The sequence below is a fragment of the Halorubrum saccharovorum DSM 1137 genome (assembly GCF_000337915.1).
Taxonomy (GTDB): domain Archaea; phylum Halobacteriota; class Halobacteria; order Halobacteriales; family Haloferacaceae; genus Halorubrum; species Halorubrum saccharovorum.
Map to the genome: position 1 here is coordinate 34,099 of NZ_AOJE01000043.1, position 22,522 is coordinate 56,620.

General features: G+C 64.4%; 25 protein-coding genes. 14 read left to right on the top strand and 11 right to left on the bottom strand.

Going from position 1 to position 22,522, the window contains the following annotated elements:
• Positions 1-72 precede the first annotated feature (72 nt).
• Both C471_RS08765 and C471_RS08770 read right to left on the bottom strand, forming a co-directional pair.
• Positions 73-2,226: a PAS domain S-box protein gene (locus C471_RS08765; RefSeq protein WP_004048308.1), complete on the bottom strand. Its 2,154-nt coding sequence runs from the start codon at positions 2,224-2,226 to the stop codon at positions 73-75.
• Positions 2,227-2,352: 126 nt separating this feature from the next.
• Entirely contained in the window at positions 2,353-2,793 is a 441-nt protein-coding gene (locus C471_RS08770; RefSeq protein WP_004048310.1) for a DUF302 domain-containing protein, read from the bottom strand.
• Between the two features lie 279 nt (positions 2,794-3,072).
• Between C471_RS08770 and trxA (C471_RS08775) the strand changes: the two genes are divergently transcribed.
• The 5 genes from trxA (C471_RS08775) (at position 3,073) to C471_RS08795 (ending at position 7,073) form a co-directional block, all read left to right on the top strand.
• Entirely contained in the window at positions 3,073-3,486 is a 414-nt protein-coding gene (gene trxA / locus C471_RS08775; protein WP_004048312.1) for a thioredoxin, read from the top strand.
• 112 nt (positions 3,487-3,598) lie between these two features.
• Positions 3,599-4,849 carry a M20 family metallopeptidase gene (locus C471_RS08780; protein ID WP_004048314.1) on the top strand — a complete coding sequence of 417 codons (1,251 nt, stop codon included), beginning with the start codon at positions 3,599-3,601 and terminating at the stop codon, positions 4,847-4,849.
• A gap of 216 nt (positions 4,850-5,065) precedes the next feature.
• Positions 5,066-5,302: a sulfurtransferase TusA family protein gene (locus C471_RS08785; protein ID WP_049909164.1), complete on the top strand. Its 237-nt coding sequence runs from the start codon at positions 5,066-5,068 to the stop codon at positions 5,300-5,302.
• Complete coding sequence (locus C471_RS08790; protein ID WP_004048317.1) at positions 5,299-6,444, top strand: NAD(P)/FAD-dependent oxidoreductase; 1,146 nt, start codon at positions 5,299-5,301, stop codon at positions 6,442-6,444. Before C471_RS08785 ends, C471_RS08790 begins: the two co-directional genes overlap by 4 nt.
• Before the next feature lie 2 nt (positions 6,445-6,446).
• Entirely contained in the window at positions 6,447-7,073 is a 627-nt protein-coding gene (locus C471_RS08795; protein ID WP_004048319.1) for a DUF1641 domain-containing protein, read from the top strand.
• A gap of 229 nt (positions 7,074-7,302) precedes the next feature.
• On the opposite strand, the gene C471_RS08800 is transcribed toward C471_RS08795, so the two are convergent.
• Positions 7,303-7,875, bottom strand: coding sequence for a DsrE/DsrF/DrsH-like family protein (locus C471_RS08800; protein WP_004048321.1), 573 nt, complete (start codon positions 7,873-7,875; stop codon positions 7,303-7,305).
• Positions 7,876-7,877: 2 nt separating this feature from the next.
• The gene (locus C471_RS08805; RefSeq protein ID WP_004048323.1) at positions 7,878-8,123 is read right to left on the bottom strand and encodes a sulfurtransferase TusA family protein; all 246 of its coding nucleotides are present in this window, start codon (positions 8,121-8,123) and stop codon (positions 7,878-7,880) included.
• A gap of 248 nt (positions 8,124-8,371) precedes the next feature.
• Here C471_RS08805 and C471_RS08810 point away from each other — a divergent pair, with 248 nt between their 5' ends.
• The 5 genes from C471_RS08810 to C471_RS08830 are packed head-to-tail and all read left to right on the top strand — an operon-like array spanning position 8,372 to position 13,089.
• Positions 8,372-9,565, top strand: a complete 1,194-nt coding sequence (locus tag C471_RS08810) for an MBL fold metallo-hydrolase (RefSeq protein ID WP_004048325.1) — start codon at positions 8,372-8,374, stop codon at positions 9,563-9,565.
• 8 nt (positions 9,566-9,573) lie between these two features.
• A complete protein-coding gene (locus C471_RS08815) occupies positions 9,574-10,131 on the top strand; it encodes a YeeE/YedE family protein (RefSeq protein ID WP_004048327.1) in 558 nt (185 codons plus the stop codon).
• Positions 10,128-10,586 (top strand): YeeE/YedE family protein, encoded by a 459-nt coding sequence (locus tag C471_RS08820; protein ID WP_004048329.1) that lies wholly within the window; start codon positions 10,128-10,130, stop codon positions 10,584-10,586. Before C471_RS08815 ends, C471_RS08820 begins: the two co-directional genes overlap by 4 nt.
• Positions 10,587-10,594: 8 nt before the next feature.
• Positions 10,595-11,770: an inorganic phosphate transporter gene (locus C471_RS08825; protein ID WP_004048332.1), complete on the top strand. Its 1,176-nt coding sequence runs from the start codon at positions 10,595-10,597 to the stop codon at positions 11,768-11,770.
• 32 nt (positions 11,771-11,802) lie between these two features.
• The gene (locus tag C471_RS08830; protein ID WP_004048334.1) at positions 11,803-13,089 is read left to right on the top strand and encodes an MFS transporter; all 1,287 of its coding nucleotides are present in this window, start codon (positions 11,803-11,805) and stop codon (positions 13,087-13,089) included.
• A gap of 100 nt (positions 13,090-13,189) precedes the next feature.
• On the opposite strand, the gene C471_RS08835 is transcribed toward C471_RS08830, so the two are convergent.
• On the bottom strand, positions 13,190-14,029 hold the full coding sequence (locus C471_RS08835; RefSeq protein ID WP_004048336.1) for a universal stress protein: 840 nt from the start codon (positions 14,027-14,029) through the stop codon (positions 13,190-13,192).
• A gap of 264 nt (positions 14,030-14,293) precedes the next feature.
• Here C471_RS08835 and C471_RS18450 point away from each other — a divergent pair, with 264 nt between their 5' ends.
• The 4 genes from C471_RS18450 (at position 14,294) to trxA (C471_RS08850) (ending at position 16,671) form a co-directional block, all read left to right on the top strand.
• On the top strand, positions 14,294-14,458 hold the full coding sequence (locus C471_RS18450; RefSeq protein ID WP_004048337.1) for a DUF7512 family protein: 165 nt from the start codon (positions 14,294-14,296) through the stop codon (positions 14,456-14,458).
• Positions 14,448-15,506, top strand: coding sequence for a sulfite exporter TauE/SafE family protein (locus C471_RS08840; protein ID WP_049909167.1), 1,059 nt, complete (start codon positions 14,448-14,450; stop codon positions 15,504-15,506). Before C471_RS18450 ends, C471_RS08840 begins: the two co-directional genes overlap by 11 nt.
• Before the next feature lie 184 nt (positions 15,507-15,690).
• Positions 15,691-16,095 carry a helix-turn-helix domain-containing protein gene (locus tag C471_RS08845; RefSeq protein WP_004048343.1) on the top strand — a complete coding sequence of 135 codons (405 nt, stop codon included), beginning with the start codon at positions 15,691-15,693 and terminating at the stop codon, positions 16,093-16,095.
• Between the two features lie 210 nt (positions 16,096-16,305).
• Positions 16,306-16,671, top strand: coding sequence for a thioredoxin (gene trxA / locus C471_RS08850; protein ID WP_004048345.1), 366 nt, complete (start codon positions 16,306-16,308; stop codon positions 16,669-16,671).
• Between the two features lie 19 nt (positions 16,672-16,690).
• On the opposite strand, the gene C471_RS08855 is transcribed toward trxA (C471_RS08850), so the two are convergent.
• The 6 genes from C471_RS08855 to C471_RS16305 form a co-directional block, all read right to left on the bottom strand.
• Positions 16,691-17,674, bottom strand: a complete 984-nt coding sequence (locus tag C471_RS08855; RefSeq protein WP_004048347.1) for an ornithine cyclodeaminase family protein — start codon at positions 17,672-17,674, stop codon at positions 16,691-16,693.
• A gap of 122 nt (positions 17,675-17,796) precedes the next feature.
• A complete protein-coding gene (locus tag C471_RS08860) occupies positions 17,797-18,219 on the bottom strand; it encodes a hypothetical protein (RefSeq protein WP_004048349.1) in 423 nt (140 codons plus the stop codon).
• Positions 18,219-19,103 carry a ParA family protein gene (locus tag C471_RS08865; RefSeq protein ID WP_004048351.1) on the bottom strand — a complete coding sequence of 295 codons (885 nt, stop codon included), beginning with the start codon at positions 19,101-19,103 and terminating at the stop codon, positions 18,219-18,221. The genes C471_RS08860 and C471_RS08865 overlap by 1 nt, the downstream gene beginning before the upstream one ends.
• 329 nt (positions 19,104-19,432) lie before the next feature.
• Positions 19,433-20,734 carry a hypothetical protein gene (locus C471_RS08870; protein WP_004048353.1) on the bottom strand — a complete coding sequence of 434 codons (1,302 nt, stop codon included), beginning with the start codon at positions 20,732-20,734 and terminating at the stop codon, positions 19,433-19,435.
• A gap of 606 nt (positions 20,735-21,340) precedes the next feature.
• Entirely contained in the window at positions 21,341-21,949 is a 609-nt protein-coding gene (locus C471_RS08875; RefSeq protein WP_004048356.1) for a TetR/AcrR family transcriptional regulator, read from the bottom strand.
• 2 nt (positions 21,950-21,951) lie between these two features.
• The gene (locus C471_RS16305) at positions 21,952-22,404 is read right to left on the bottom strand and encodes a zinc ribbon domain-containing protein (RefSeq protein WP_004048357.1); all 453 of its coding nucleotides are present in this window, start codon (positions 22,402-22,404) and stop codon (positions 21,952-21,954) included.
• Positions 22,405-22,522: the final 118 nt, after the last annotated feature.

The window sequence follows — 22,522 nt, forward strand, 5'->3', positions numbered from 1 at the left end:
CTCCACAACAATTCGCGACGAGGAGCCGAGGGAACTGGAGTCTGCACTGAATCGGAGTGCTCGATTGTGCCGTCACTCGATCGAGATGTCGAAGCGCGCACCGCCGCGAGCGCCGTTCGCGGCCGTGACCGTCCAGTCGTGTCGGCTGGCGACCTCCTCAACGATGCTGAGGCCGAATCCGGATCCGTCGTCGGCCGTCGTGTACCCGGCGTCAAACACGCTTTCTCCCGCGGACTCGGGGAAGCCGACCCCGTCGTCGGCGACGTAGAACCCGTCCGCCGTGTCCCCGACTGTTACCGTTACGGCTGGTCCGCCGTGCTCGACCGCGTTCCGAAAGAGGTTGGTTAGGAGCTGCTGAAGCTGATCGCGGTCGGCCTCGACAGTTCGATCGGTCTCCACGGTTACCGTCGCGTCCGCCGTCGACAGCGCTCCCCAGCTGGTCTCGACGAGGTCCGATAGCTGGATGGACTGGAGCGTCATCGCTTCGGCTCCGGTCTGGGCGAGCGTCAGCAGGTCCTCGATCAGCGTATCCATGCGGTCCAGCGCGTGATCGATGTCGTCGACGTGATCGCTGTCGCAGTCCTCTCGCAGTAACTCGAGCCGCCCCTCCGCGACTCGCAGCGGGTTCCGCAGGTCGTGGCTCACGACGCTCGTGAACCGGTCCAGTCGCTCGTTCTGCTGGACGAGATCGCGTTCGCGCCGCTTCTGGTCGCTGATGTCGCGGTCCATCGCCACGAACCGGTCTTCCCCGTCCAAGTTCAGGCGAATGAGATGAACCTCGATGGGGAACGTCGACCCGTCCTTTCGTTCGAGCTCCCCCTCGAATCGGTGCGGGGTGTTCGGTGGGAGCGTGTCCCAGAACGACGACGCCCGATCGGGATCGGCTGTCGGGTCGATGTCCCAGACGTTCCGTCCCAGAAGCTCCGCTTCGGTGTATCCGAGCTCGTCGCACAACCGCTGGTTGACGTCTCGGATCTCGCCGTCGATGTCGTGGACCGCGAACATGTCGGGCGAGTGTTCGAACAGCGCCTCGAGCCGTGCACTGTTGGACCGTAACTGCTGCTCGTACCGTTTGCGATCCGTGACGTCGTCCTGGAACCCGACGAAGAGGTCGACCTCGCCGTCGTCGTCGAACAGCGGTGCGACGCGGACGCGGTTCCAGAACTCAGTCCCGTCCTTCCGGTAGTTCCGGAGTTCGACGGTCACCGGTTCCCGGTTGTCGATTGCGGTCCGAAGCCTCTGGACCGGTTCGTCTTCGGTCGCCTCGCCTTGAAGGAACCGACAGTTCCGCCCGACGATCTCCCGTTTCTCGTAGCCGGTGAGGTCAGTGAACTCGTCGTTCGCGTAAATGATCGGGTTATCGTCCTGATGGGGGTCGGTCAGGAGAATTCCGACGGGAGCCTCGTCTATCGCTTGTTCTTTGACAGACAGGTTCGACGCGGCGGCGTCGGCCGCCTGTGGACTGAGCGTACAGATGAGCGAGCCGTCCGCGGTGTACGAGAGCGTATGTTCGATGTCGAGCTCGTCGCCGCGCTTTCGGACGAACGTCGTGGTCCCCCGCCAGCGGCCGTCGCGCGCTTCCGGGAGGAGCTCGTCGTAGACGTCGTCCACGTCGTCGTCGCGGTAGAACGTCTCCCAGTGAAGGCCGATGAGTTCCTCGCGGGGGTATCCGAGTATCTCCGCACAGGCGGCGTTCGCGTACTCGACACGGCCGTCTTCGTTGAGAATGCTGATTCCGTCTTGAGCGGTCTCGATGGCTTCGATCCCGCGGTTCAGGTATCTTTCGGCCCGGTACCCTCCGACAGCGTTTCGGATCCGATTTGCGAGGACGCTGTACTGTTCCGTCCCGCCCGCCTTCTGGAGGTAGTCGGTGACGCCGGCAGTGATCGCCTCGCTGGCGATCTCCTCGCTTCCCTTCCCGGTGAAGAGAATAAACGGGAGATCGGTATGTGCGTCCCGTACTCGTTCCAAGACGGTCAACCCGTCCAACCCCGGCATGTCGTAATCGCTCACGACGCAGTCTACGGAGCAGTCCTCCGCCTCGAGGACCGCGAGTGCGTCACGGGGGTCGGTTTCGGTGCGAACGGTAAAGGCGTCGTGTTCGCGCTCGAGGAACGTCGCGACGAGGTCGACGAAGCCCGGGTCGTCGTCGACGTGAAGGATCTCGATGGGCTGCGTGTCTGGGCGCAGTGGCGAGCCCGGACGGCCACCAACGTCACCGGTCATACCCTCCGGTTCGCACGCAACTGATAATGGTCTTCTGTGTTCGGTCCGGTTCGTCGACCGCCCTGTACGCCGGGCCGGGCGGTCCGCAGCCCGACGCGCTCGCCGCGCTGAAGCGCGGGGGTGATCTCAGAGGTTCGCGAACGCCTCGTCGACGAGTTCGCCGGTGTCGGCGACGATGTCCGCCATCTCCTCGTTGTCGGGCGCCATCCCGACGAGGCGCGCGATGCGCATGATGGAGACGTGGTAGACGACCTGCTTACCGGGCTCCTCTTCCCAGATAACGACGTTACAGGCCATGAGCGCACCGAGTTTGTTGTCGGTCGCGTCCAGCGCGCGGTCGGCGACCTCGGGATTGCACGCGCCGAGCACGTAGTAGGGGGCGCGGCCCGCGTCGACCTTCTCGTTGAGCATCTCGGAGGGCGAGAACTCCACGGGGACGCCGAAGCCGGCGTCCGTGAACACCTCGCGGACGTGTTCGATGGCGTCTTGGTGGCTCATCTCGAGGGTCGCCTGTTCTTCACCGATATCCGCAGGGTCGATCTGACTCGGGTCGATGGGGAGCGTCATTCGTGTACTGTCTTGGGCCTACAGAACAAAATCTCTTCGGGTCCGCGCCGGCGAGAGCGCGGCTTCTGGGAACAGCTTAGATCTTCGCTTCTACCCTGTTCCGATATAGTGACCACTTCAGTGGTCAGTAATCCACGAGTTCAGTCGTGAGGCTCCTCCTTACGGCTGTGTGAACTGCGGCCACGGCGAGTACTGCTGTCTGGCTACGCGTGACACTATAGTTGATATTGTGTGTTTTGTGCAAAACACATATGTCGATGCGGTTCGAACGGGGAACTAATGACCGAAGACATCGAGGGGATCCGACGACAGAAATTGGCGGAGCTTCGAAACCGTGCCGAGACGGGCGGTGCCGAGGAACCCGCCTCGCAGAGTCCGTCCGAGCCGGTTCACGTCGACGGCGACGCCGAGCTCTCCGAAACGGTCGCCGAGTACGACCCCGTGCTAGTCGACTTCTACGCCGATTGGTGTGGCCCGTGCCAGATGCTCGAACCGATCGTCGAAGCGATCGCGGCCGATACCGACGCGACCGTGGCGAAGGTCGACGTCGACGCGAACCAGCGGCTCGCCTCCGACTACGGCGTTCGGGGTGTCCCGACGCTCGTCCTGTTCGCTGACGGCCAGCCGGCCGAGCGACTCGTCGGAATGCAGGACGAGGCCCAACTCCGCTCCGTGATCGAGGAGCACGCGTGATCCGACTGCCCGCTGGCTGACCGGCCGCTGGGGGCGAGCAGCCGCCTTTCGGACCGCCGGTGGCTCACGACCGACCCAGAGGGTTCGAACCGCGACTGGAACTCGACCGCTCATGAACGATATCACACCCCACGAATACCTGCAAGCCCACCGCGAGGAACTGGTCGCGCTCACCCTCGACCTCCTCGCGGTTGACACGTCCAACCCGCCCGGCGACACGCGCGAGATCGTCTCCGAGATCGAGCAGTTCCTCGACCCGCTCCCGGTCGACACCGGCCGGTTCGCGGTCGATCCGGCGAAGCCGAACCTCCTCGTTCGGGTCCCGGGCGGGTCCGACCACACGCTGCTGTACAACGGTCACCTCGATACGGTGCCCTTCGACGCCGACGCGTGGGCCCGCGACCCGCTCGGCGAACGCGCCGACGACCGCGTCTACGGCCGGGGCGCGACCGACATGAAAGGGGCCGTGGCGTCGATGCTGTTCGCGATCCGGGCCTTCGCCGCGACCGACACGGAGCCGCCCGTCGACCTCCGATTCGCCTTCGTGAGCGACGAGGAGGTCGGCGGTGACGCGGGGCTCCCGGCGCTGCTCGACGCCGGGACGCTCGACGCGGACGCGTGCGTGATCGGCGAGCCGACCTGTGAGGAAGGTCGCCACTCCGTCACCGTCGCGGACCGAGGGAGCATCTGGCTGACGCTCGAAGCCAGCGGTAAAGGGGCCCACGGTTCTCGGCCGGTACTCGGCGTCAACGCCATCGACCGACTCTACGACGCCGTCGAGACGATGCGGGAACGGTTCGGCACCCGGCGACTCGAGATCGACGCCGACGTGATACCGATCGTCGAGGAGTCGATCGACTACTACGCCCCCTCGATGGGTGAAGCCACCGCTCGAGACCTGTTCTGGTACCCTTCAATCAATCTCGGCGTTTTCGAGGGCGGTGACGCGATAAACACCGTCCCGCAGTCTGCGCGCGCCGAGGTCGACGTGCGACTGACGGCGGGGGTCCACACGCCAGACGTGCTCGCGGGGATTCGGGACTGCGTCGCCGACTGCGAAGGCGTCACGATCACCGACGTCGCCTGGAGCGTCGGCACCGCCGAGGATCCCGACGGTCCACTCGTCGAAGCTGTCGCGTCGACAGCGGAGGACACCACGGGAGAGCGCGTCTTCAGACGGAGTGCCACGGGCGGCGGCGACGCCAAGAAACTCCGGAACGCGGGCGTCCCGACCGTCGAGTTCGCGCTGGGGACCGACACTGTCCACGCGCCCGACGAGTACGTCCCGGTCGACGTGCTCGTCGACAACGCGATCGTCTACGCCCGGCTCCCGGCGATGTGGCAGTCCCGGATCGACCGATAGTGGATGTGAACCGGCGGGGTGCCGTGTTGACCGTCCCGTGGCGGCGTTCGATCTACCGCCGTACCACGTCGCGCCGGTGGTCGGCCGGTGGAAGGGCGCTCTCGTGCGATTCCCCGATTTCCGCCCACCGACCGCTCGACGACACATTTTCACTATCTTGGAACTCTTATACAATACTAATACGAGACGGCCCTAATCACCGCCTGTGAGACATCTATGACTGACATCGAACCGGACGCCACCGTTGATGCCCGGGGAGCAGCGTGTCCCGGTCCGCTGATGGACCTCATCGGAAACGTTCGGAGCGCTGAGTCGGGGGACGTGATCCGGCTCCTGAGTGACACCGATCAGTCACTCACCGACGTTCCCGAGTGGGCAGAGGAGGCCGGCAACGAACTGCTCGGGGTCGAGGAGCTCGACGACCACAACGCGTTCTACGTGGAGAAAGCATGACTGAGCACGTCGTCATCGTCGGCGGCGGGACCGGCGGAACGGTCCTCGCGAACGACCTCGCTGACCGGCTCGAACCCGAACTCGACGCGGGCGACGTCGAGGTCACACTGATCAACGACGACCCCGATCACGTCTACAAGCCGGTCTGGCTGTACGTGCCGTTCGGCCAGCGCGAACCGGACGACGGCCGGCGCGCGCTCGACGAGCTCGTCGACGACGCGATCGACCTCCGGATCGATCGCGTGTCCGGGATCGACACCGAGTCCCAGCGGCTCCGGTTCGGCGGTAGCGGACAGTCGATGGAGTACGACCGCCTCGTGCTGGCGACCGGATCGACGCTGGAGCCCGACCAGATCCCCGGCCTCGCGGCGGGCGGCCACGACTACTACAGCGAGTCGGGCGCGACCGCCCTGCGCGATGAGCTGCTGTCGTTCACCGAGGGCGAGATCGTGTTGAGCGTCATCGGGACTCCCCATATGTGTCCGGCAGCGCCGCTGGAGTTCGTCTTCATGGCCGACGACTGGTTCCGCGAGCGCGGCCTGCGCGAGGACGTCGAGGTCACCTACACGTATCCGATCCAGCGCGTCCACGGGAACCCCCACATCGCCGAGTGGGCCCGCCCTATCATGGACGAACGGGACATCAACGTGGAGACGTTCTTCAACGCCGAGTCGGTCGATCCCGACGCGGAGACGATCACGTCGATGGAGGGGACCGAGCTCGACTACGACCTCCTCGTGTCGATCCCGCCCCACGGCGGCGTCGACCTGATCGAGGACGCGGGACTCGGCGACGACGGCTGGGTCGACGTCGACAAGCACACCTTGGAGGCCGAGGCCGCCGAGAGCGTCTACGCGCTCGGCGACACCGCTAACACCGGCGTCCCGAACGCCGGCAGCGTCGCGCACTATCAGGCCGGCGTCGTCGGTCGGCGCCTCGCGAGCGAGATCCGCGGCCGGCCGGCGACCGCGACCTACGACGGGAAGACGCTGTGCTTCATCGAGACCGGGATGGACGCGGCCTCGTTCGTCGAGTTCGACTACGAGACCCCGCCGTCGCCCGCGCCCCCCTCGGAGAAGCTCCACTGGTCGAAGCTGGCGTACAACGAGTCCTACTGGCTCACCGCGCGAGGGTTGCTCTGACCATGTCCGAGACGGAATCCTCCGAGCCGACCGACCTCGAAGCGGCAATCGCGGAGAACCCGGAGGCCGTCGCCGAGTTCGTCCAGCACCTCGACGCCGTCAACGAGCTACTGGACGTGCTCTCGCTCGGCGAGAACGCGCTCGACGACGAGATGGTCCGGGAGCTCTCGGCGACGGGGTCGACGCTGGCGGAGTCTGCGGACGGGTTGGCGACCGACGAGACCGTGGCGCTGGCCGAGACGGTCGGGGAGAACGGGGACGATCTTCGGGACGCGCTCGACACCCTACTCGTCCTCCAGCGGAGCGGCACGCTCGACGAGCTTACCGAACTCGCGGAGGTCGGCTCGCTGGCGACAGCGGCGCTCGACGACGAGATGATCGCGTCGCTGGCCGGCACCGGCGCCGCGCTCGGCGAGGTCGCACAGACGGCGTCCGACGACGATACTCGCGACGGCATCGAAACGCTGCTAGAGAGCGTCGGCGAAGCGGAGCGTGAATCGCCCGAGCAGGTCGGGGCCGTCGGCCTGCTTCGCGGATTACGTGATCCGGACGTCCAGTACGGACTGGGCTACCTGTTGGCGCTCGCAGGCGCGATCGGCCGCGACCGTACCATTGCGGAGTCCGACTAGCAGCCGAGCGGCGTTTCGCGCCCCTCCGTGGCGCGATCGAACGACGCCCGGTTTCGTCGCCCTGACCTCCTTATAAACAGTCTCCAGATGAACAAGCGAGTGCCCGGAGGCTTGACCCCGAGGCGGTTCACGACGGTCGGAGCGATACCTTCCGTGTGGGACAGCACGGCGCCCGCTATGCCAACCGTGGTTCGAGAATCGGGACCGCGGGTTCGTCCGTCGTCGGGAGTCAGACGAGAAGCTGAATGTCGGCGTCGGCCATGTCTTGGAGGGCGGTCGCCGCGCCGACGCCCGTGGTGACGCCGTCGTAGAAGTCGTCCTCGTCGTAGTCCATCAGGTCGATGGTCATCTGACAGGCCTGGAACTCGACGCCCATGTCGAGGCTCGTCTCCAGCAGTTCCTCGATGGTGGCGGTGTCGTTGTCCGCGATCTTCTTCTCCATCATCCTCGTCGTGACGCGGTCCATGCCGGGGAGCGCGGCGACGGCGTTCGGGACGGGCATGTTGGGGTTGCCGACGGAGCTGAGCTTGAGGTTCTTCGAGCGCTCCTCGTGGAGGATGTCCAGCCCCCAGAACGTGTGGAAGACGGTCACCTCGTAGCCGAACGCGGCGGCGGTGCTGGCGAGGATGAGCGGCGGATACGCCATGTCGAGCGTGCCCTTGGTGGCGATAATGCTCATCTTCTTGCCGTCGCCGTCACCGGTGGCCTCGGCGAGCGCGTCCTCCAGCTCGTCCACGCGTGCGGCCAGCTCCGCACGCGAGGGCGCGTCGTCGGCCGACGCGTCGGGTGTGTCGGTGCTCATCGTTACTCCGTCTTGCGGACGTAGTGTTTGTACACGTCGTCGCCTTCCTCCTGGTCGACGAGCTCGATACCCTCGGTCCCGGACGCCCAGCCGTCGATGTCGCTCATGCTCCCCGGATCGGTCGCAACCACTTCGAGAACGTCGCCGGCCCCGAGTTCGTCGATCGCCGACTTCGCTTTTACAACCGGCATGGGGCACGATGCGCCTTTCACGTCGAGCGTCTCTGTGATGTCGAATTCAGCACTCATTGGTGATCTGCTCCGTTCGTCTGTATTGGAGCTATCGCACAATACCCACTACCGAAGTAAAAGATTGTCGGTTCTTGGGGATACTCCAATAATTCGAATACCGGTATATATCCTATTAACACTCAAAACGCTGGTATTCGGAGCTTGTGAGTAGAGACACCGATCTTCTACGAGAATAGTATTGTGTAGTAGGGGAACTTCTATGCAAATGCTTTTGTACGTCCACCCGGTAGGAACGACCGCACAACATGAACGCCGACGACTTCCCGACTCCGGATGTCGACGTGGAATCCGTCGACCCGGAATCGCTCAAAGACCGTATCGACGCCGGCGAGGACGTGACGCTCCTCGACGCGCGTATGCAATCAGACTACGAGGAGTGGCGTATCGACGGTGAGAACGTCACGTCGATCAACGTCCCGTACTTCGAGTTCCTCGAGGACGACATCGACGAGGACGTCCTCGATCAGATACCCGACGACCGCGAGGTGACCGTCCTGTGTGCGAAGGGCGGCGCCAGTGAGTACGTCGCGGGCACCCTCGCGGAACGCGGCTACGACGTCGACCACCTCGAAGACGGCATGAACGGCTGGGCGAGCATCTACGAGGCCGTCGAAGTCGAGCGCTACGACGGCGCCGGCACGCTCCTCCAGTACCAGCGCCCCTCTTCGGGCTGTCTCGGCTACCTCCTCTACGACGACGGCGAGGCCGCCATCATCGACCCGCTGCGCGCCTTCACCGACCGCTACCTGGAGGACGCCGCGGAGCTGGGCGTCGACCTGACGTACGCCCTGGACACCCACGTCCACGCCGACCACATCTCGGGGGTGCGCGACCTCGACGCGGAGGGCGTCGAGGGCGTCATTCCCGAGGCCGCCGTCGACCGCGGCGTCACGTACGCGGACGAACTGACGACGGCTGCCGACGGCGACACCTTCGATGTCGGTGACGCCGCCATCGAGGCCGTCTCCACGCCCGGCCACACGACCGGGATGACCTCGTACCTCGTCGACGACAGCCTGCTCGCGACCGGCGACGGGCTGTTCGTCGAGAGCGTCGCCCGCCCCGACCTCGAAGAGGGCGACGACGGCGCGCCCGACGCCGCGCGCATGCTCTACGAGTCGCTACAGGAGCGCGTGCTGACGCTGCCCGACGACACGCTCGTCGGTGGCGCGCACTTCAGCGACGCCGCCGAGCCCGCCGCGGACGGCACCTACACCGCGCCCATCGGCGAGCTCGTCGAGGAGATGGACGCGCTCACGATGGACGAGGACGCGTTCGTCGACCTGATCCTCTCGGACATGCCGCCGCGGCCGGCCAACTACGAGGACATCATCGCGACGAACCTCGGCCAGAACGCCGTCGACGACGAGGAAGCGTTCACGCTGGAACTCGGGCCGAACAACTGCGCAGCCAGTCAGGACTCGCTCGCGGGTGACTAACGACGCCGATGGTCACTGACCCAGTACTGCTCCAGGCGGCCGCCGAGCTGTTCCCCAACGGGATCAGTCGCTACGCCGTCGGCGGACTGCTCGTCGGCCTCGGGACCGTCCTGATCTACGTCGGAACGGGAATCCCGGCCGGGGCGAGCACGTTCCTGGAGTCGACGCTGTCGTACGTCTCCGACCAGTCCCGCTTCCAGCAGTACGTCGGCTCGCGCGACTGGCGGCTCGTGTTCACGGCCGGCATCATCCTGGGCGGGCTGGCGTTCGCGGCGACGTTCCAGTCCGGGCTGGTCACGAGTTCGCTGTACGAGCCCGGGACGACCGGTCGGCTGTACGAGGTCGCCGGCGTGACGCTCTGGACGACCGACGTCCAGCCGTGGCGGCTGTTCCTCGGCGGCATCCTCGTCGGCATCGGAACCCGAATCGGCAAGGGCTGTACGTCCGGGCACGGCGTCTGCGGCGTCGGCTCGGCGTCGAAGACGTCGCTGGTCGGCGTGATGACGTTCCTGACCGTCGCCATCGGGACCGCCCAGGTCGTCGCAGCGCTGGGGGTGAGCCCATGAGCGACCGCCACCCGCTGTTCAAGCCGCTGATCTTCGTCGGCGGCATCGTGTTCGGCTTCGGGCTCGGGTTCAGCCACATGGCGCGGCCGGAAGTCGTGCTGAACTTCCTCCAGTTCGACGACCTCGGCCTCCCGTTCGTGATGTTCGGGGCCGCGATCGTCTCCGGGATCGCGTTCGCGCTGCTGCCCCGGATCCGGGACGCCGCACCCCTCACGGGCGACCCCTACGAGCGGCGCCTGAAGCCGTTCGACCGGAACGTCTTGGTCGGCGGCGCCGTCTTCGGCGTCGGTTGGGGGCTCTCCGGCATCTGTCCGGGCGCCGCGTACGCGAGCCTCGGTGTCGGCAACGTCACGATCCTCTGGGCGCTCGCCGGGATGTTCCTCGGCGCGTACGCACAGGGCTACTGGCGGAGCCGCACCCGGGCGCGTGACACCGCCGCGACGAGCGCGGACTAACTTCCGTTATGGACCCCGCTCTCATCGCTCTCTTCGCCGGTGCAGCGCTCGCAAGCCTGTTCATGGCGTGGGTCATCGGCGCCGGATCGAGCGGCGCGACGCCGTACGCCCCCGCCGTCGGCGCGAACGCCATCGGGACGATGCGGGCCGCCTTCCTGGTCGGCATCTTCGGCTTCGCCGGCGCCGTTACCCAGGGCGGAAACGTCTCGGAAGCCGTCGGGAGCGGGCTCGTCGGCGGCATCAGCCTGCCCGTCGCCGGCGTCATCCTCGTGCTCGTGTTGGGTGCGGGGCTGATGGCGGTCGGTATCACGACCGGCTACCCGATCGCGACGGCGTTCACCGTGACCGGCGCCGTTATCGGCGTCGGCCTCGCTCTCGGCGGGTCGCCGGTCTGGCCGAAGTACCGCCAGATCGCCGCCGTCTGGGCGTTGACGCCGTTCGTCGGTGGCGGTATCGCGTTCGGAATCGCGAGCCTTCTCCCGCGTCCCGGCGTTCCCGAACGGTACAGCATCCCCGTCCTTACCGGGCTTGTCGGCGCCGTTCTCGTGAACATTCAGTTCAGCTTCCTGGGTGAAGGGAGCGCGGCGGGAACACTCCGCGGTTTCGGACAGCAGGTGCTGTCGGTCGACGGGCTCGCCTCGGCGCTCGGAATCACCGGCCTCGCTGCGCTAGCCGTCGCAACGGTCGTCTGGTGGGACGTGGGTCGCGACGAACGGGGGGGGCTGCGGCGCGTGCTGCTGGCACTCGGGTCGCTCGTGGCGTTCTCCGCGGGCGGGAGCCAAGTGGGGCTCGCCGTCGGGCCGCTGCTGCCGCTGCTCGACGAGGTGGGGATGGTCTCGACGTTCGCCGTGCTCGTCGGCGGCGGCCTCGGAATGCTCGTCGGCTCGTGGACGGGCGCGCCGCGGATGATCAAGTCGCTCGCTCAGGACTACTCGTCGCTCGGCCCGCGGCGCTCCATCTCGGCGCTCGTGCCGTCGTTCCTGATCGCACAGCTGGCAGTCCTGCTCGGCGTCCCGGTCTCGTTCAACGAGATCGTCGTGTCCGCGATCATCGGGAGCGGTGCCGCTGTCGGCGGTCGGGAAGCTGTGGATGCCAGAAAGATTCTCCTGACAGTCGGGGCGTGGGCAGGGTCGTTCGTCCTGTCGTTCGGCCTCGCGTACGGCACCGCGCTCCTCCTCCTGTAACCCACAAATGAACCTGCTGAACTCACGAACTAATGCCTACGACAACTGAACTCGAACAGGGAATCCGCGAACACCTCGGGCAGTTCTCGCTGCACGTCCTGCTCGTCTTCGCGACGGGACTGACCATCGGCTCCGAACGAACCGTCGTCCCCGTGCTGGGGGAGGATGTCCTCGGCGTCGAGTCGTTCCTCGTGATCGGCTCGTTCGTCGTGTCCTTCGGCGTCGTGAAGTCGATCCTCAATCTCTACGCCGGCAAGTGGGGTGAGGAGTACGGTCGCAAACCCGTCCTCATCGCCGGGTGGGCGACTGCACTCCCGCTGCCGGTCATCCTCATCTTCGCCCCGAGCTGGGGCTGGATCACCGTCGGGAACATCCTGCTGGGTGTCAACCAAGCGTTGACCTGGAGCATGGCGATCAACGCGAAGATCGACCTCGCGGGGCCCGACCAGCGCGGGCTCGCAGTCGGGATCGACGAGGCGTTCGGCTACACTGGCGTCGCCGTCGGTGCCTGGCTCACGGGCGCCATCGCCGGCCAGTGGAGTCTCCGGCCCGAACCGTTCTACTTCCTGGCTGTCGTGGTCGTGCTGGCGTTCCTCATCTCGATCTTCCTGATCAAGGAAACCGTTCAGTACGCCCAAGCCGAGGGGGACGACGACCATCACGACGCGAACCTCCCGTTCAATGAGGTGCTGAAGCGCGCGACGTACGGCGACCGGACACTGTTCGCGGCGGCGCAGGCCGGCCACATCGAGAACTTCGTCGATACGCTGTTCTGGATCGCCGTCCCGCTGTACCTGACGAGCCAGGGGCTCGGTATCGCGGCGGTCGGGGTCGTCATCGGGGTCCACAGCGCGATGTACTTCCTCCAGATCGCGACCGGCGGGCTCGCGGACCGAATCGGTCGCCGTCCCCCCGTCATCGCCGGGATGTTCCTCGCGGGCGCGGGCGTCCTCGGAATGGCGCTCGTCGATGGCTACCTCCCGTGGGCCGCGCTGGCCGGCGTCTCCGGTCTGGGGATGGCGCTGCTGTACCCGAACCTGATGACGGTTCCGAGCGATGCGGCCCACCCGACGTGGCGCTCGGCGGGCATGGGCGTCTACCGGATGTGGCGGGACTCCGGCTACGCCGTCGGCGCGGTCCTGATCGGACTCTCGATGGAGTTCGTGAACGTTGAAGCCGCGTTTTACCTGACCACTGGTCTGATGTTCGTTTCCGGCGCTGTGGTGTATCTCTGGATGGAGGAGACCCATCCCGAGTTCGGTACTCACGAGCCGCCCGCGCCTGCGGGAGCTGGAAGGGGAAGCGTCACTGAAGACTGAATGCTCCGTTGGGGGCACGTCCCGTGGAACTCCCACGCGCCCTGAGAGCTGGCAAGGGCTGCCGACGCCCGACGATGTCGCAGCCCTGGTGTCGTCTCTCTCAGACTGCCCGGGGTGGCGGGACGAGAAAGACGTTTCCCGTTGCTTGTGCGACGATCTCCTCGGAGACACTCCCCAACAGGAGCCGTCGGATACGGCTTCTCCCTTTCGACCCGACAAGGACCGCCGACGGTGTTACCTCAGATTCGACGGCGAGGATCTCGTCGGCGGGATCGCCGTGTCGGACCTCGATCCGCGTCTCGATGCCCCAGGTTTCCAGCGTGCTCGCACGCTCGGCCAGCCGCTCCCGTGGGTCGATGTCGGCGTCCTCGTCTTTCGGCGACCGAACGTGTACGAGCGCCGCCTCCTCGGTCGCGTGACGGAGGTAGGAGAAGGCGTCGAACGCTCGCTCGGCGTTCTCGGAGAAGTCCGTCGCGAAGAGCACCCGCCGGAAGAGGTCTTCTCGGAGCACCTCCGGGTCGTCGGTCGCCCGCTCGACGCGGTTAACCAGTAACGGAACGACGGTCGTCCGCGCGAGGTTGCGGGCGGTCGAGCCGATGACACGGTTTTCCAACGGGCTCTGACCCCGTGAGCTGACGACCGATAGGTCGGCGTGGACGGTCTCAGCGATGCCGTTGATGCGTCGATACGGTGTCCCACGGACGACGTGAGTCTCGACGTCGAACCCGGCGGCCTCGATCACCTCCCGATACTGGTCTAGCCCGCGTCTGCGTCGCTCCTCGAAATTCACGCCGGGCATCCCGGAGTGGACGTTCGCCGGAACGACCGTCACGAGGTGGATCGTATCGACGCCGATACGGCCCAGGCACTCGAGGCAGGTTTCGTTCTCTATCGCGGCCTCACTCGCAGCCGACAGGTCGGTCGCGCACAGGGCCCTCATATCGACACTTTCGTCGAGCGTCCACAACACGGTTTTGTTTGATTTTGTATAGGTAGCCGATACTCGGGACCCACGCCGAGCGGTTTCTCGAACCCCCGGAGCACTATACGTTCGCTGTAAGTTATCGGTACTCCAACCGAGGTTATCGGAATATAGTATTGTGCGTTTATCCCAAAACCGTTATAACCTCGAAGCGGGTAGGACGTATTGAGCAGAAATGTGCCAACAGCGAATATCCGTGTTCGGACGTTGGGGGGAGAATCGATGCCGGGACTAGAGATTCCTACGTGGGACCCGGAGACAGCCTTGCTTATCGGCACGATTCTACTGGAAGCGATCGTGCTGTACGTGGGGTACGGCGGCCTCGAACGACTCTTCGGGCCCTATCTGATGAATCTCTTAGTCGGAGGTGAATCGAATGCTCAATAGCCTCCTCGACGGGCTCGGCGCCTTGGGGACCAGCCCTGAAATGATCGCTCTGTTCGTCGGGTTCGGCCTCGTCGTCGGGGTCCTGTTCGGGTTCTTCGGCATGGGCGGGTCGTTCCTCGTTACCCCCGCCCTGCTGATGCTGGATTACCCGGCGCCCGTCGCGGTCGGGAGCGGGATGGCGTTCGTCTTCGGGACGGCCGTCATCGCGACCCTGAAGCACCACGACCTCGGGCAGGTCGACTACAAGCTCGGCGCGATCATGATCACCGGGACGACCATCGGGATCGAGGCCGGGCGCGCCAGCGTCTACTACCTCGAGTCGCTGGGACTCGCCGGCGGTATCATCAGCGTCGCCTACGTGGTCCTACTCGGCGGCGTCGGAGCGATGGTGACCCGCGACGCCCTGAACAGTGACGGCGGCGATGGGATCGACCACGAGGCGTCTGACCGGGACCTCGACGAGTACGAGATCCCCGAAATCGCGAAGACGATTCAACAGACCGTTCGGATCCCGCCGATGGTGACGCTCCGCGGCGACGTCCGCGTCTCCGCGTGGGTCATCACCGCCGTGGCCTTCGCGACCGGTCTCCTGTCCGGCTTCCTCGGCGTCGGTGGCGGCTTCATCCGGATGCCGGCGATGATCTACGCGATCGGTGTCCCCGTGCCCGTCGCCGTCGGCACCGACCTCTTCGAGATCGTCTTCTCCGGCGGTCTCGGAAGTTACCTCTACGGACAGGGCGGCGGCGTGAACCTCGGCATCGTCGCCCCGCTGCTGTTCGGGAGCGCCCTCGGTGCGCGTATCGGCTCCGCCGCGACCGCCGTCGTCGACGCTGACGGCATCAAGATCTACTTCGGCGGGATGCTCTTGATCGGTTCCATCGCGGTGGGTATCGGGGAGATCGGCTCCTACACCGGCAACCCGACTCTCGAGCTGCTCGGGTTGGTACTCGTCATCGGCGCGGCGGTCGTCGTCGCCTTCGCGATCCTCTACACGACGGTCTCGTCGCTCCGTCAGACGCGTCGGCAGGGGGCCACAGCGGCGGACTAACCCGTTCGTAGGTCAATCCACGTCCGTCGGGAGCGTTTTGTTCGTCTACCCCGTTGGGATTTCTAGGGCGACGGGTAGCCGTTATCGGGTACGTCCCATTTCACTCACTCTTGGTTCGTCGCAAAATTGTGCGAACTGTGCAAAAGTCTTTTAACCGCTCAGCACCTACGTGTTATCGATAACGATGCCAGATTCGATGTCTGAACAGCTCCGCCGGGACATGGAGTGCGAGGGGCTGCTGGAGTGCTTCCACGGCCTCAAGGAACTCGATAAGGAGTGCTTCCGAGCGCTCGTCGAGTCCGGAGAACCGCTGACCGTCGACGAAATAGCCGAGTCAGTCGACCGCGAACGCTCGACCGCCTACCGCGCCGTCCAGCGGTTGCTACAGACCGGTTTCATCGAGAAAGAGCAGATCAACTACGACCAGGGCGGCTACTACCACGTCTACTCACCGACGGACCCCTCCAAGATCGCCGACGACATGCAGCGCCTGCTCAACGACTGGTACGCGAAGATGGGGCAGCTGATCCAGGAGTTCGAGACCAAGTACGAACAGTCCGAGGCTACGGCCCCCGCCGCCGAAAGCTAACTCCCTCGCTTCCCTCTCCTTCACTTCCCTCTCCTTCACTTCCCTCTACTTCGGGTCCATTACTCGCGGCGATCGGGGACTTTCCTGTGAGGCTCGGACACCGCCGTATGAGACACAGTTACGACCGCGACTCCTCGACCGTACCTAATGTTGTGTAATATTGTATTTTCTACACAATACTTAATTGGTGCTGGCGCATACGTACTGGTGATGGCAACAGATACTGCATCCGACACCGGTACCGCGACCGCGAACGAACCGATCTACGTCGACGGACAGTCCCAACTCGACGACGTCGTCGCGGAACGCGATGTCGTCCTCACGGACTTCTACGCCGACTGGTGTGGTCCGTGCCAAATGCTCGAACCGATCGTCGAGACGCTGGCTGCCGAGACCGGCGCGACTGTAGCGAAAGTCGACGTCGACGCCAACCAGCAACTAGCCGCTTCCTACGGCGTCCGAGGGGTTCCCACGCTTGTCCTGTTCGCCGGGGGTGAGCAGGTCGAGAAAGTCGTCGGTCTCCAGGGCGAAGACCAACTCCGCACGCTCATCGAAACCTACGTCGAATCACGCTGACCGGTGGACATCGACCGGGCTACAGCGAGATCTCGGTGCCGTCGCCCGACTCGACAGCCCGCCGGTAGACCGTCTCGCCCGCTGCGGCGTCCAGGGTTGCGGACCCGACGCTCGTGACCACCAGCACCCTGTCGGACGATTCACGGCGATATCCGTCAGCGAGGGGCACGCCGAGTTCGACCAGGTCGTCGGCGTCACGGTCGCTCGCGAGGAGGTCGCCGGTCTCAGCGGCTTCCTCTGGCACGTCGGCGAACGTCAGCTCGGCGCGCTCGAGGACACGCGGAGCGAGCTCCCGCATCTCCGCCGTGAACGCACCGATGGCGATGACGAGGCTCCCGGTTTCGAGCGCATCGGGCGGGAAGACGGGCTCGGTCGCCGTCGTCGCGGTCACGACTACGTCGGCCCCCTCGACGGCTTCTCTGGCCGTGTCGACCGCCCGTGCCGGAATCCCCTCCTCGCTCAGGTCGGCCGCACACGCGTCACGCGAGTCACTCGGCGAGTAGATCCGTACGTCCGAGAGCGTCGCGACGGTTCCGATCGCGCGGCTCTGCCAGCGCGCCTGCGCGCCCGCACCCACGACTCCGAGCGTGAGGCCCTCACCACCCGGCTCCGGAGCCAACGCCCGAACCGAAACCGCCCCTATACAGCCGGTCCGTGCGTTCGTGATCGCCGTGCCCGCCATGAACGCCTTCGGAAGGCCGGTCCGTGCGTCCGTGAGCACGATCTGAGCGTTGATCGTTGGGAGGCCTCGTTCCGCGTTCCCTTCGTGAACCCCGACAAGTTTCGTCGCGTAGTGGTCCGCGCCGTGGACGTACGCCGGCATCGCGATCCCGGTCCCAGCGGGCTCGTCGCCGTCGAGACCCGCACCGACGGGGAAATGCGGCCGCCGCGGTCGTTCGACCTCGCCGGCCGCCTGTTTGACCAACGCGTCGTCCACGACATCGACGAGTCCCGCTAGATCGAGGTTCCGGTCGACCTCCTCCGCAGAGAGTACGAGCACCATGTCCGGGGCGTCGCGACCGGGCGACTTAGCCTGATCGTCGGGCTTGCAGCCGCGTACTCGTTGACGACCGTGGCGCGGCGCGTCGCCGCCGAGGCCGTCCTGCCAGAGCGCGCCGAGGAGACTCAACCTAGGTCGTATCCCCACTCCCGGAGCGTCGCGGCGATCTCGTCTGTGTGTTGAAGCCCGACAAGTAACGCGGCCTCACGGAGATCGGCCTTCTTGACCTGTTCCCCGAGCTTTGACTCAAGCGTTCGTGTCGCCTCGCGCTGTGTGTCGACTGTCGACCGTTGGAGGTGGAGCTGCACCGTTTGATCCCGGCCGTCAGTGATACTGTCCCGTGTGAGTACCCAGGGGAGGTCCCGGTCAGACGATCGGGTCACACCTGTCGTCGATTGTATCGCAGTATCCGGTGTATCACCGGCGGTTGATCCGGACGTGCTCTCGGTGGCTCTCGTTTCCGCCTCCGTCTCTGCTGTGGTGTCTGTCTCGTCGGACTCTGTACTGTCCCAGTCGTCGTCGGCAGCCCCGCTTTTGAAGCCGCCCATTACGCCGTCACCTCTTGCTCGTCTTCATCGACCGCCCCGGGTTCAGGCGGATTCGGAGCCTCAACACCACCCTGCGCTTCGATGAATCGGGCGATGCGATCAAACTGCGCAAGCGTCTCTACCTCGTAGTCACGACGACGATTACGGTGGGTCTGAACGTACTCGAAGGCGGAACACTGCTGACGCCAACACCCCTCCATCAACGACGTTCGATCGCCGATGACCTCGGGGACCTCATACGGAATTGTGTCGAGCATCTGTTCCTGATCGCGTGTACCCTTGAATCCGATCGGCACCGCACCTAACACGCCGATGTCGATGTTGAGCTGGTCCGCAAAGTTCGTCGCGAGGTCTTCGAGACCCTCGACAGCCGCTTGTCCCTTCGCTGACGGCTCGATCGGGAGCAGCAGATTCCGCGTCGCGTAAATCGCGTTGTAGAGGTGCGACCCTTCGGTCGCTGGTGGGTCGCAGACGAGAATATCGTATGTATCGGGGACGCTCGCCTCACCGAGGACCCGACGTAACTGTGCGTGGACGTTGTACGCGTCACCGAAGTCCTCGGCCTTCTGCTGTTCTCTATCGAGGTGTTGAGTGAGATCGGACAGCGAGTTGTGTTCCGGGATAATGTCGATCCCCTCGGCCGTCTCGACGAGGTCCTCAAACGGCCCGCGCGGGCTCCCAACCATGTGGCGGACTAAGCTGTCCGCACTGCCGTCTGCGCGATCGGTGTCGACCCCAAGTAGACGGCTCAAGTCGCCGTCCTGTGGATCGAGCGGAACGACAAGCACGTCAAGCCCCGCTCGCTGGTGAGCCACAGCCGCATTCGCTGCGAGCGAGGTCTTGCCGACACCCCCTGCTTCACTGTATACCGTGTACGCGAGCATATGAATGGGATCTGGCTCATATCTAATGAAGGTATGTCAGACACTTATCTACGAGCCACATACATCTTGCTCATCAATCTTAGTTAGACATCTAAGATGCCCAAGACACATATATGAAACAATTACCTATAGATCATATCCAAGAAACAGGTCTAAGAACCAAATCTAAGAAATATATCTAAGATAGCCACCCCTATACTTGGATTAGTATCTTAGATCACTGTCTTTGTTCGACAACGTGGTTATCAAAATGCGATCGCAAAGGTGGTGTCAACGCCAGAAACAACAGTCCAGTGCCTTAGATCACATTCTGACCGGGTTTGAGAGCGTTAGCGTTCATTCACTCGCTGGTCCGTCTGCGAGAACGCCTCGGTCGCCATGTCCGCGCGCTCGGCCGCCTCGATGTGCTGGTAGGCCTCACGGACCTGTTCCTCACTGTTGTCAAGATACCGGGCGGCCGCAGCGTAGCCGAACTGCCGAACGAGCACCTCTCCAACGCCTCGACGCCCGCCGTGCAGTTCGAGATAATCGCCGTCGAGTGAGAGGTCCAGATCCTCGCGTCGGTCGGCGAGCGCGTCGTAGTTCCAGAGTCGCTCCATGATCGACCGCGCCCCGTCGGTCGTGAGGGGTTTCGGCGCGTCGAGGTCGTGCTCGGCGGCGACGATCAGGTCTGGCGCCCCGCCGCGGACGCGCTCGATCGCGTCGTCGTCCAGACCGGCGTCGGCGAGCCCGTCGGTGACGTGTGAAGCGAGAGACGGCCGGTGTAACGTCGTGAACACCGGCCACGACTCGGGCACGTCCAGCACCTCGGCGTACCGCTTCAACGGCCCGATGACAGGCTCGGGGAGTGACGCCTCCTTCCACTCCCGACTCTTCCGGAACACGGTGACGCTGCTGTCCGCGAACGACACATCACGCCACCGGATCCCGTTGCGCCCATCGCGGGCCTCCTTCGGCGCCGAGAGGAACTCCGAGCCGCGCAGGCCGGTGTAGGCGACGACGTACACGAGCGTCTGTTCGCGACAGCGCTGGTAGGCCTCGAACCGGGAGCGCTGTTTGGCCTGCCACGTCTCGCTCTCTGGGTCGCCCCGCTCAGCGTGGGGAACCTCGATCGCGCCGAGCGCGTCGAACGCCTCGGAGACGCGCCGGTCGACGAACTGCGTGATCAGGTCGCGGTGGATCGGCTCCCACGCCTGCTGGTCGCCCGGACGGCGGCCGTCGTTCTCCGGGAGCGGGTCTTCAGCATCCGACTCGCGAGCGTAGTGGCGCGGGATGTATCCCTGCGTGTGGGCCCACCCGCACCACGACGCGACGTGCGCGTAGTAGGTGAGTGCCGTACCGGCGGCGTACCCGGCGGTTGAGAGATATCGCGCATAGTCCGAGAACACCGTCGTATCGAGGTCTGCGAACCGGACGGTGTCGCCGTCGACGACGCCCGCCCACGACTCGGGCGGAGCGGCGTTCGCCGGGTCGGCAATCTCGCCGAGACACCAGCGTCGGAATCGCTGGAGCTCGCGTTCGGCGTCGACGCGGTACGCGCCCTGCTCGCCGGCGTCGCCTTTACCCTTGTCGGTGAGGTACTTCGTGAACGTGTCGTCGATCGCGGTCTCGACGGAGCGGCGGCCCGTCATTGGGCCACGGAGGTGTGAGGGTTGTGCCGTCGGAACGCCGCCCCAGCAGCGACGATTGGGCTGGAGCGCGCGTCGGTGGAAGCGTCGGCCATGATTCTGAATCTGCCTCGTTTGGGGCCACGGGTGGGGGTCACTAAGAGTTTACTCCGTCTTACTCAACTAAGACAAAGTAACTTATTTAGCCGGATATTGGTGTCCCTGCGTGATTATCGGTCTGATTTCGGCCGCGAGAGGCACTTTGCCCCGATCGAGGTCCGTATTATATCTTATGTCGCTATACACAATTCTCCTCGGCAGTAGTTGAGACTGGCTCTCTCAATGCACAGAGCCCAGGCCAGTTGCTCGACTTGCCGACAAGCCGTATGATACTCAGGACCCCCCGCGCACGAACTCAGAAGTCACACGGAGGAAAAAATGGCGAGCGTTGACGACGAGTTGAGCGGCCAACCTGAGGCGGATTCACACTCGCCGACCTCATCGGCAGATCGATCCGAGTGAGCGGGAGCAGTGTCCCTTCCTCGATCACCGATTTCCTTCGAGTGGAGTTCGTGCCTCGGCGATCGCGTCCGCACGACTGAGATTTGTCACCCTATCTCCCCGCTTGAGTCACGACCGGCACCTCAGTTCGGAGTCGATGTACGAGGCCAGCGAGACGCGTGCTGCCGCCGCGGCGCTTTTGCGGTCTGTCGTCACGCGACCGTACATCGCGCCGTTGACCGTCGCTAAGATATGCTCCGCGACCCGCGACGGGTCGACATCACGGAAAGTGTCGTCGTCGATGCCGCATTCGACGATGCTCCGGACGGTGGCTGCCAGTCGTTCATCGATCTGCGTGAATTGCTCGCGAAATACCTCGTTCGTCACGGCTTGGGAACGGAGACCGACTAGCACCGCTTGGAGCTGTCGTTGCTCTTCGTCGGGCTGAAGCGGGAGGAGCTTCTCAATGACGTGCTCGAGATCCTCTGGCGGTTCGTCACCTGTCTCTGTCTCGATCGTCTCTTCGAATCTATCGACGGCGAACTCGAGAAACGCGACCAGAAGGTCGTCTTTCGTGTCGTAGTGGTAGTAGATAGCAGCCTTCGATTTATCGAGTTCGTCGGCGATTCGGGAGATCGACAGGTCGGCGTAACCGTGCCTGAGTAGTGCTCGATAGGTGGCTTCCATAATCTCTTCTTCGGCGGTGCTCCAGTGCTGTTTGGATGAATCAGAAGCCATAGTCAGTCCGATTGGTTCTCGTCGGTTCGTTCCAGTTTGGAGACGTCGACAACGTTGAATTCGGTTGTACACCAGTGGCAGAATCCGAGATCGGGATCGACCGGCTTTCCGCAGGCAGGACAGGCTGGAGATTCATTAGCCCCTGTTGACCCGACAGTATTGTTTGCTTGGAATCTATCGGGTTGTCTTGTAACTTTCGCGATGAGATACGCGTCAAGGGCACTAGCGGCACTGATCAGGACCATCGGGAGAATCGAGAATGGATCGGTTAGCGTACCCGAACTAAGCGCGGTTATCGTTGACTCGGGGACGAACAGAACTGAAGCAGCAACGATGAGTCCTAACCATCCAAGCGCTCTCAGCCAGCGCCGGAGGTAGAAGTGGCCAAGTCCGGTGACTACTGTCCCCAGAAGCGCAGCGAGTAGTGGATTGTTTCTGAGTGAGACTCGTCCCATACTACTGACTAAACGTTCAGTAGGTGTTAAACCCTTCGTCTAACTGGAAAAAGCCATCTCCAGATGCATGATAAGATACACACTATATATCCGGATTAACTAGTTTTAAGCAGTATAT

Coding starts and splice junctions, on each gene's coding strand:
- C471_RS08765 (WP_004048308.1), bottom strand. CDS start 2,226: ATGACCGGTGACGTTGGTGGCCGTCCGGGCTCGCCACTGCGCCCAGAC.
- C471_RS08770 (WP_004048310.1), bottom strand. CDS start 2,793: ATGACGCTCCCCATCGACCCGAGTCAGATCGACCCTGCGGATATCGGT.
- trxA (WP_004048312.1), top strand. CDS start 3,073: ATGACCGAAGACATCGAGGGGATCCGACGACAGAAATTGGCGGAGCTT.
- C471_RS08780 (WP_004048314.1), top strand. CDS start 3,599: ATGAACGATATCACACCCCACGAATACCTGCAAGCCCACCGCGAGGAA.
- C471_RS08785 (WP_049909164.1), top strand. CDS start 5,066: ATGACTGACATCGAACCGGACGCCACCGTTGATGCCCGGGGAGCAGCG.
- C471_RS08790 (WP_004048317.1), top strand. CDS start 5,299: ATGACTGAGCACGTCGTCATCGTCGGCGGCGGGACCGGCGGAACGGTC.
- C471_RS08795 (WP_004048319.1), top strand. CDS start 6,447: ATGTCCGAGACGGAATCCTCCGAGCCGACCGACCTCGAAGCGGCAATC.
- C471_RS08800 (WP_004048321.1), bottom strand. CDS start 7,875: ATGAGCACCGACACACCCGACGCGTCGGCCGACGACGCGCCCTCGCGT.
- C471_RS08805 (WP_004048323.1), bottom strand. CDS start 8,123: ATGAGTGCTGAATTCGACATCACAGAGACGCTCGACGTGAAAGGCGCA.
- C471_RS08810 (WP_004048325.1), top strand. CDS start 8,372: ATGAACGCCGACGACTTCCCGACTCCGGATGTCGACGTGGAATCCGTC.
- C471_RS08815 (WP_004048327.1), top strand. CDS start 9,574: ATGGTCACTGACCCAGTACTGCTCCAGGCGGCCGCCGAGCTGTTCCCC.
- C471_RS08820 (WP_004048329.1), top strand. CDS start 10,128: ATGAGCGACCGCCACCCGCTGTTCAAGCCGCTGATCTTCGTCGGCGGC.
- C471_RS08825 (WP_004048332.1), top strand. CDS start 10,595: ATGGACCCCGCTCTCATCGCTCTCTTCGCCGGTGCAGCGCTCGCAAGC.
- C471_RS08830 (WP_004048334.1), top strand. CDS start 11,803: ATGCCTACGACAACTGAACTCGAACAGGGAATCCGCGAACACCTCGGG.
- C471_RS08835 (WP_004048336.1), bottom strand. CDS start 14,029: ATGAGGGCCCTGTGCGCGACCGACCTGTCGGCTGCGAGTGAGGCCGCG.
- C471_RS18450 (WP_004048337.1), top strand. CDS start 14,294: ATGCCGGGACTAGAGATTCCTACGTGGGACCCGGAGACAGCCTTGCTT.
- C471_RS08840 (WP_049909167.1), top strand. CDS start 14,448: ATGCTCAATAGCCTCCTCGACGGGCTCGGCGCCTTGGGGACCAGCCCT.
- C471_RS08845 (WP_004048343.1), top strand. CDS start 15,691: ATGCCAGATTCGATGTCTGAACAGCTCCGCCGGGACATGGAGTGCGAG.
- trxA (WP_004048345.1), top strand. CDS start 16,306: ATGGCAACAGATACTGCATCCGACACCGGTACCGCGACCGCGAACGAA.
- C471_RS08855 (WP_004048347.1), bottom strand. CDS start 17,674: ATGGTGCTCGTACTCTCTGCGGAGGAGGTCGACCGGAACCTCGATCTA.
- C471_RS08860 (WP_004048349.1), bottom strand. CDS start 18,219: ATGGGCGGCTTCAAAAGCGGGGCTGCCGACGACGACTGGGACAGTACA.
- C471_RS08865 (WP_004048351.1), bottom strand. CDS start 19,103: ATGCTCGCGTACACGGTATACAGTGAAGCAGGGGGTGTCGGCAAGACC.
- C471_RS08870 (WP_004048353.1), bottom strand. CDS start 20,734: ATGACGGGCCGCCGCTCCGTCGAGACCGCGATCGACGACACGTTCACG.
- C471_RS08875 (WP_004048356.1), bottom strand. CDS start 21,949: ATGGCTTCTGATTCATCCAAACAGCACTGGAGCACCGCCGAAGAAGAG.
- C471_RS16305 (WP_004048357.1), bottom strand. CDS start 22,404: ATGGGACGAGTCTCACTCAGAAACAATCCACTACTCGCTGCGCTTCTG.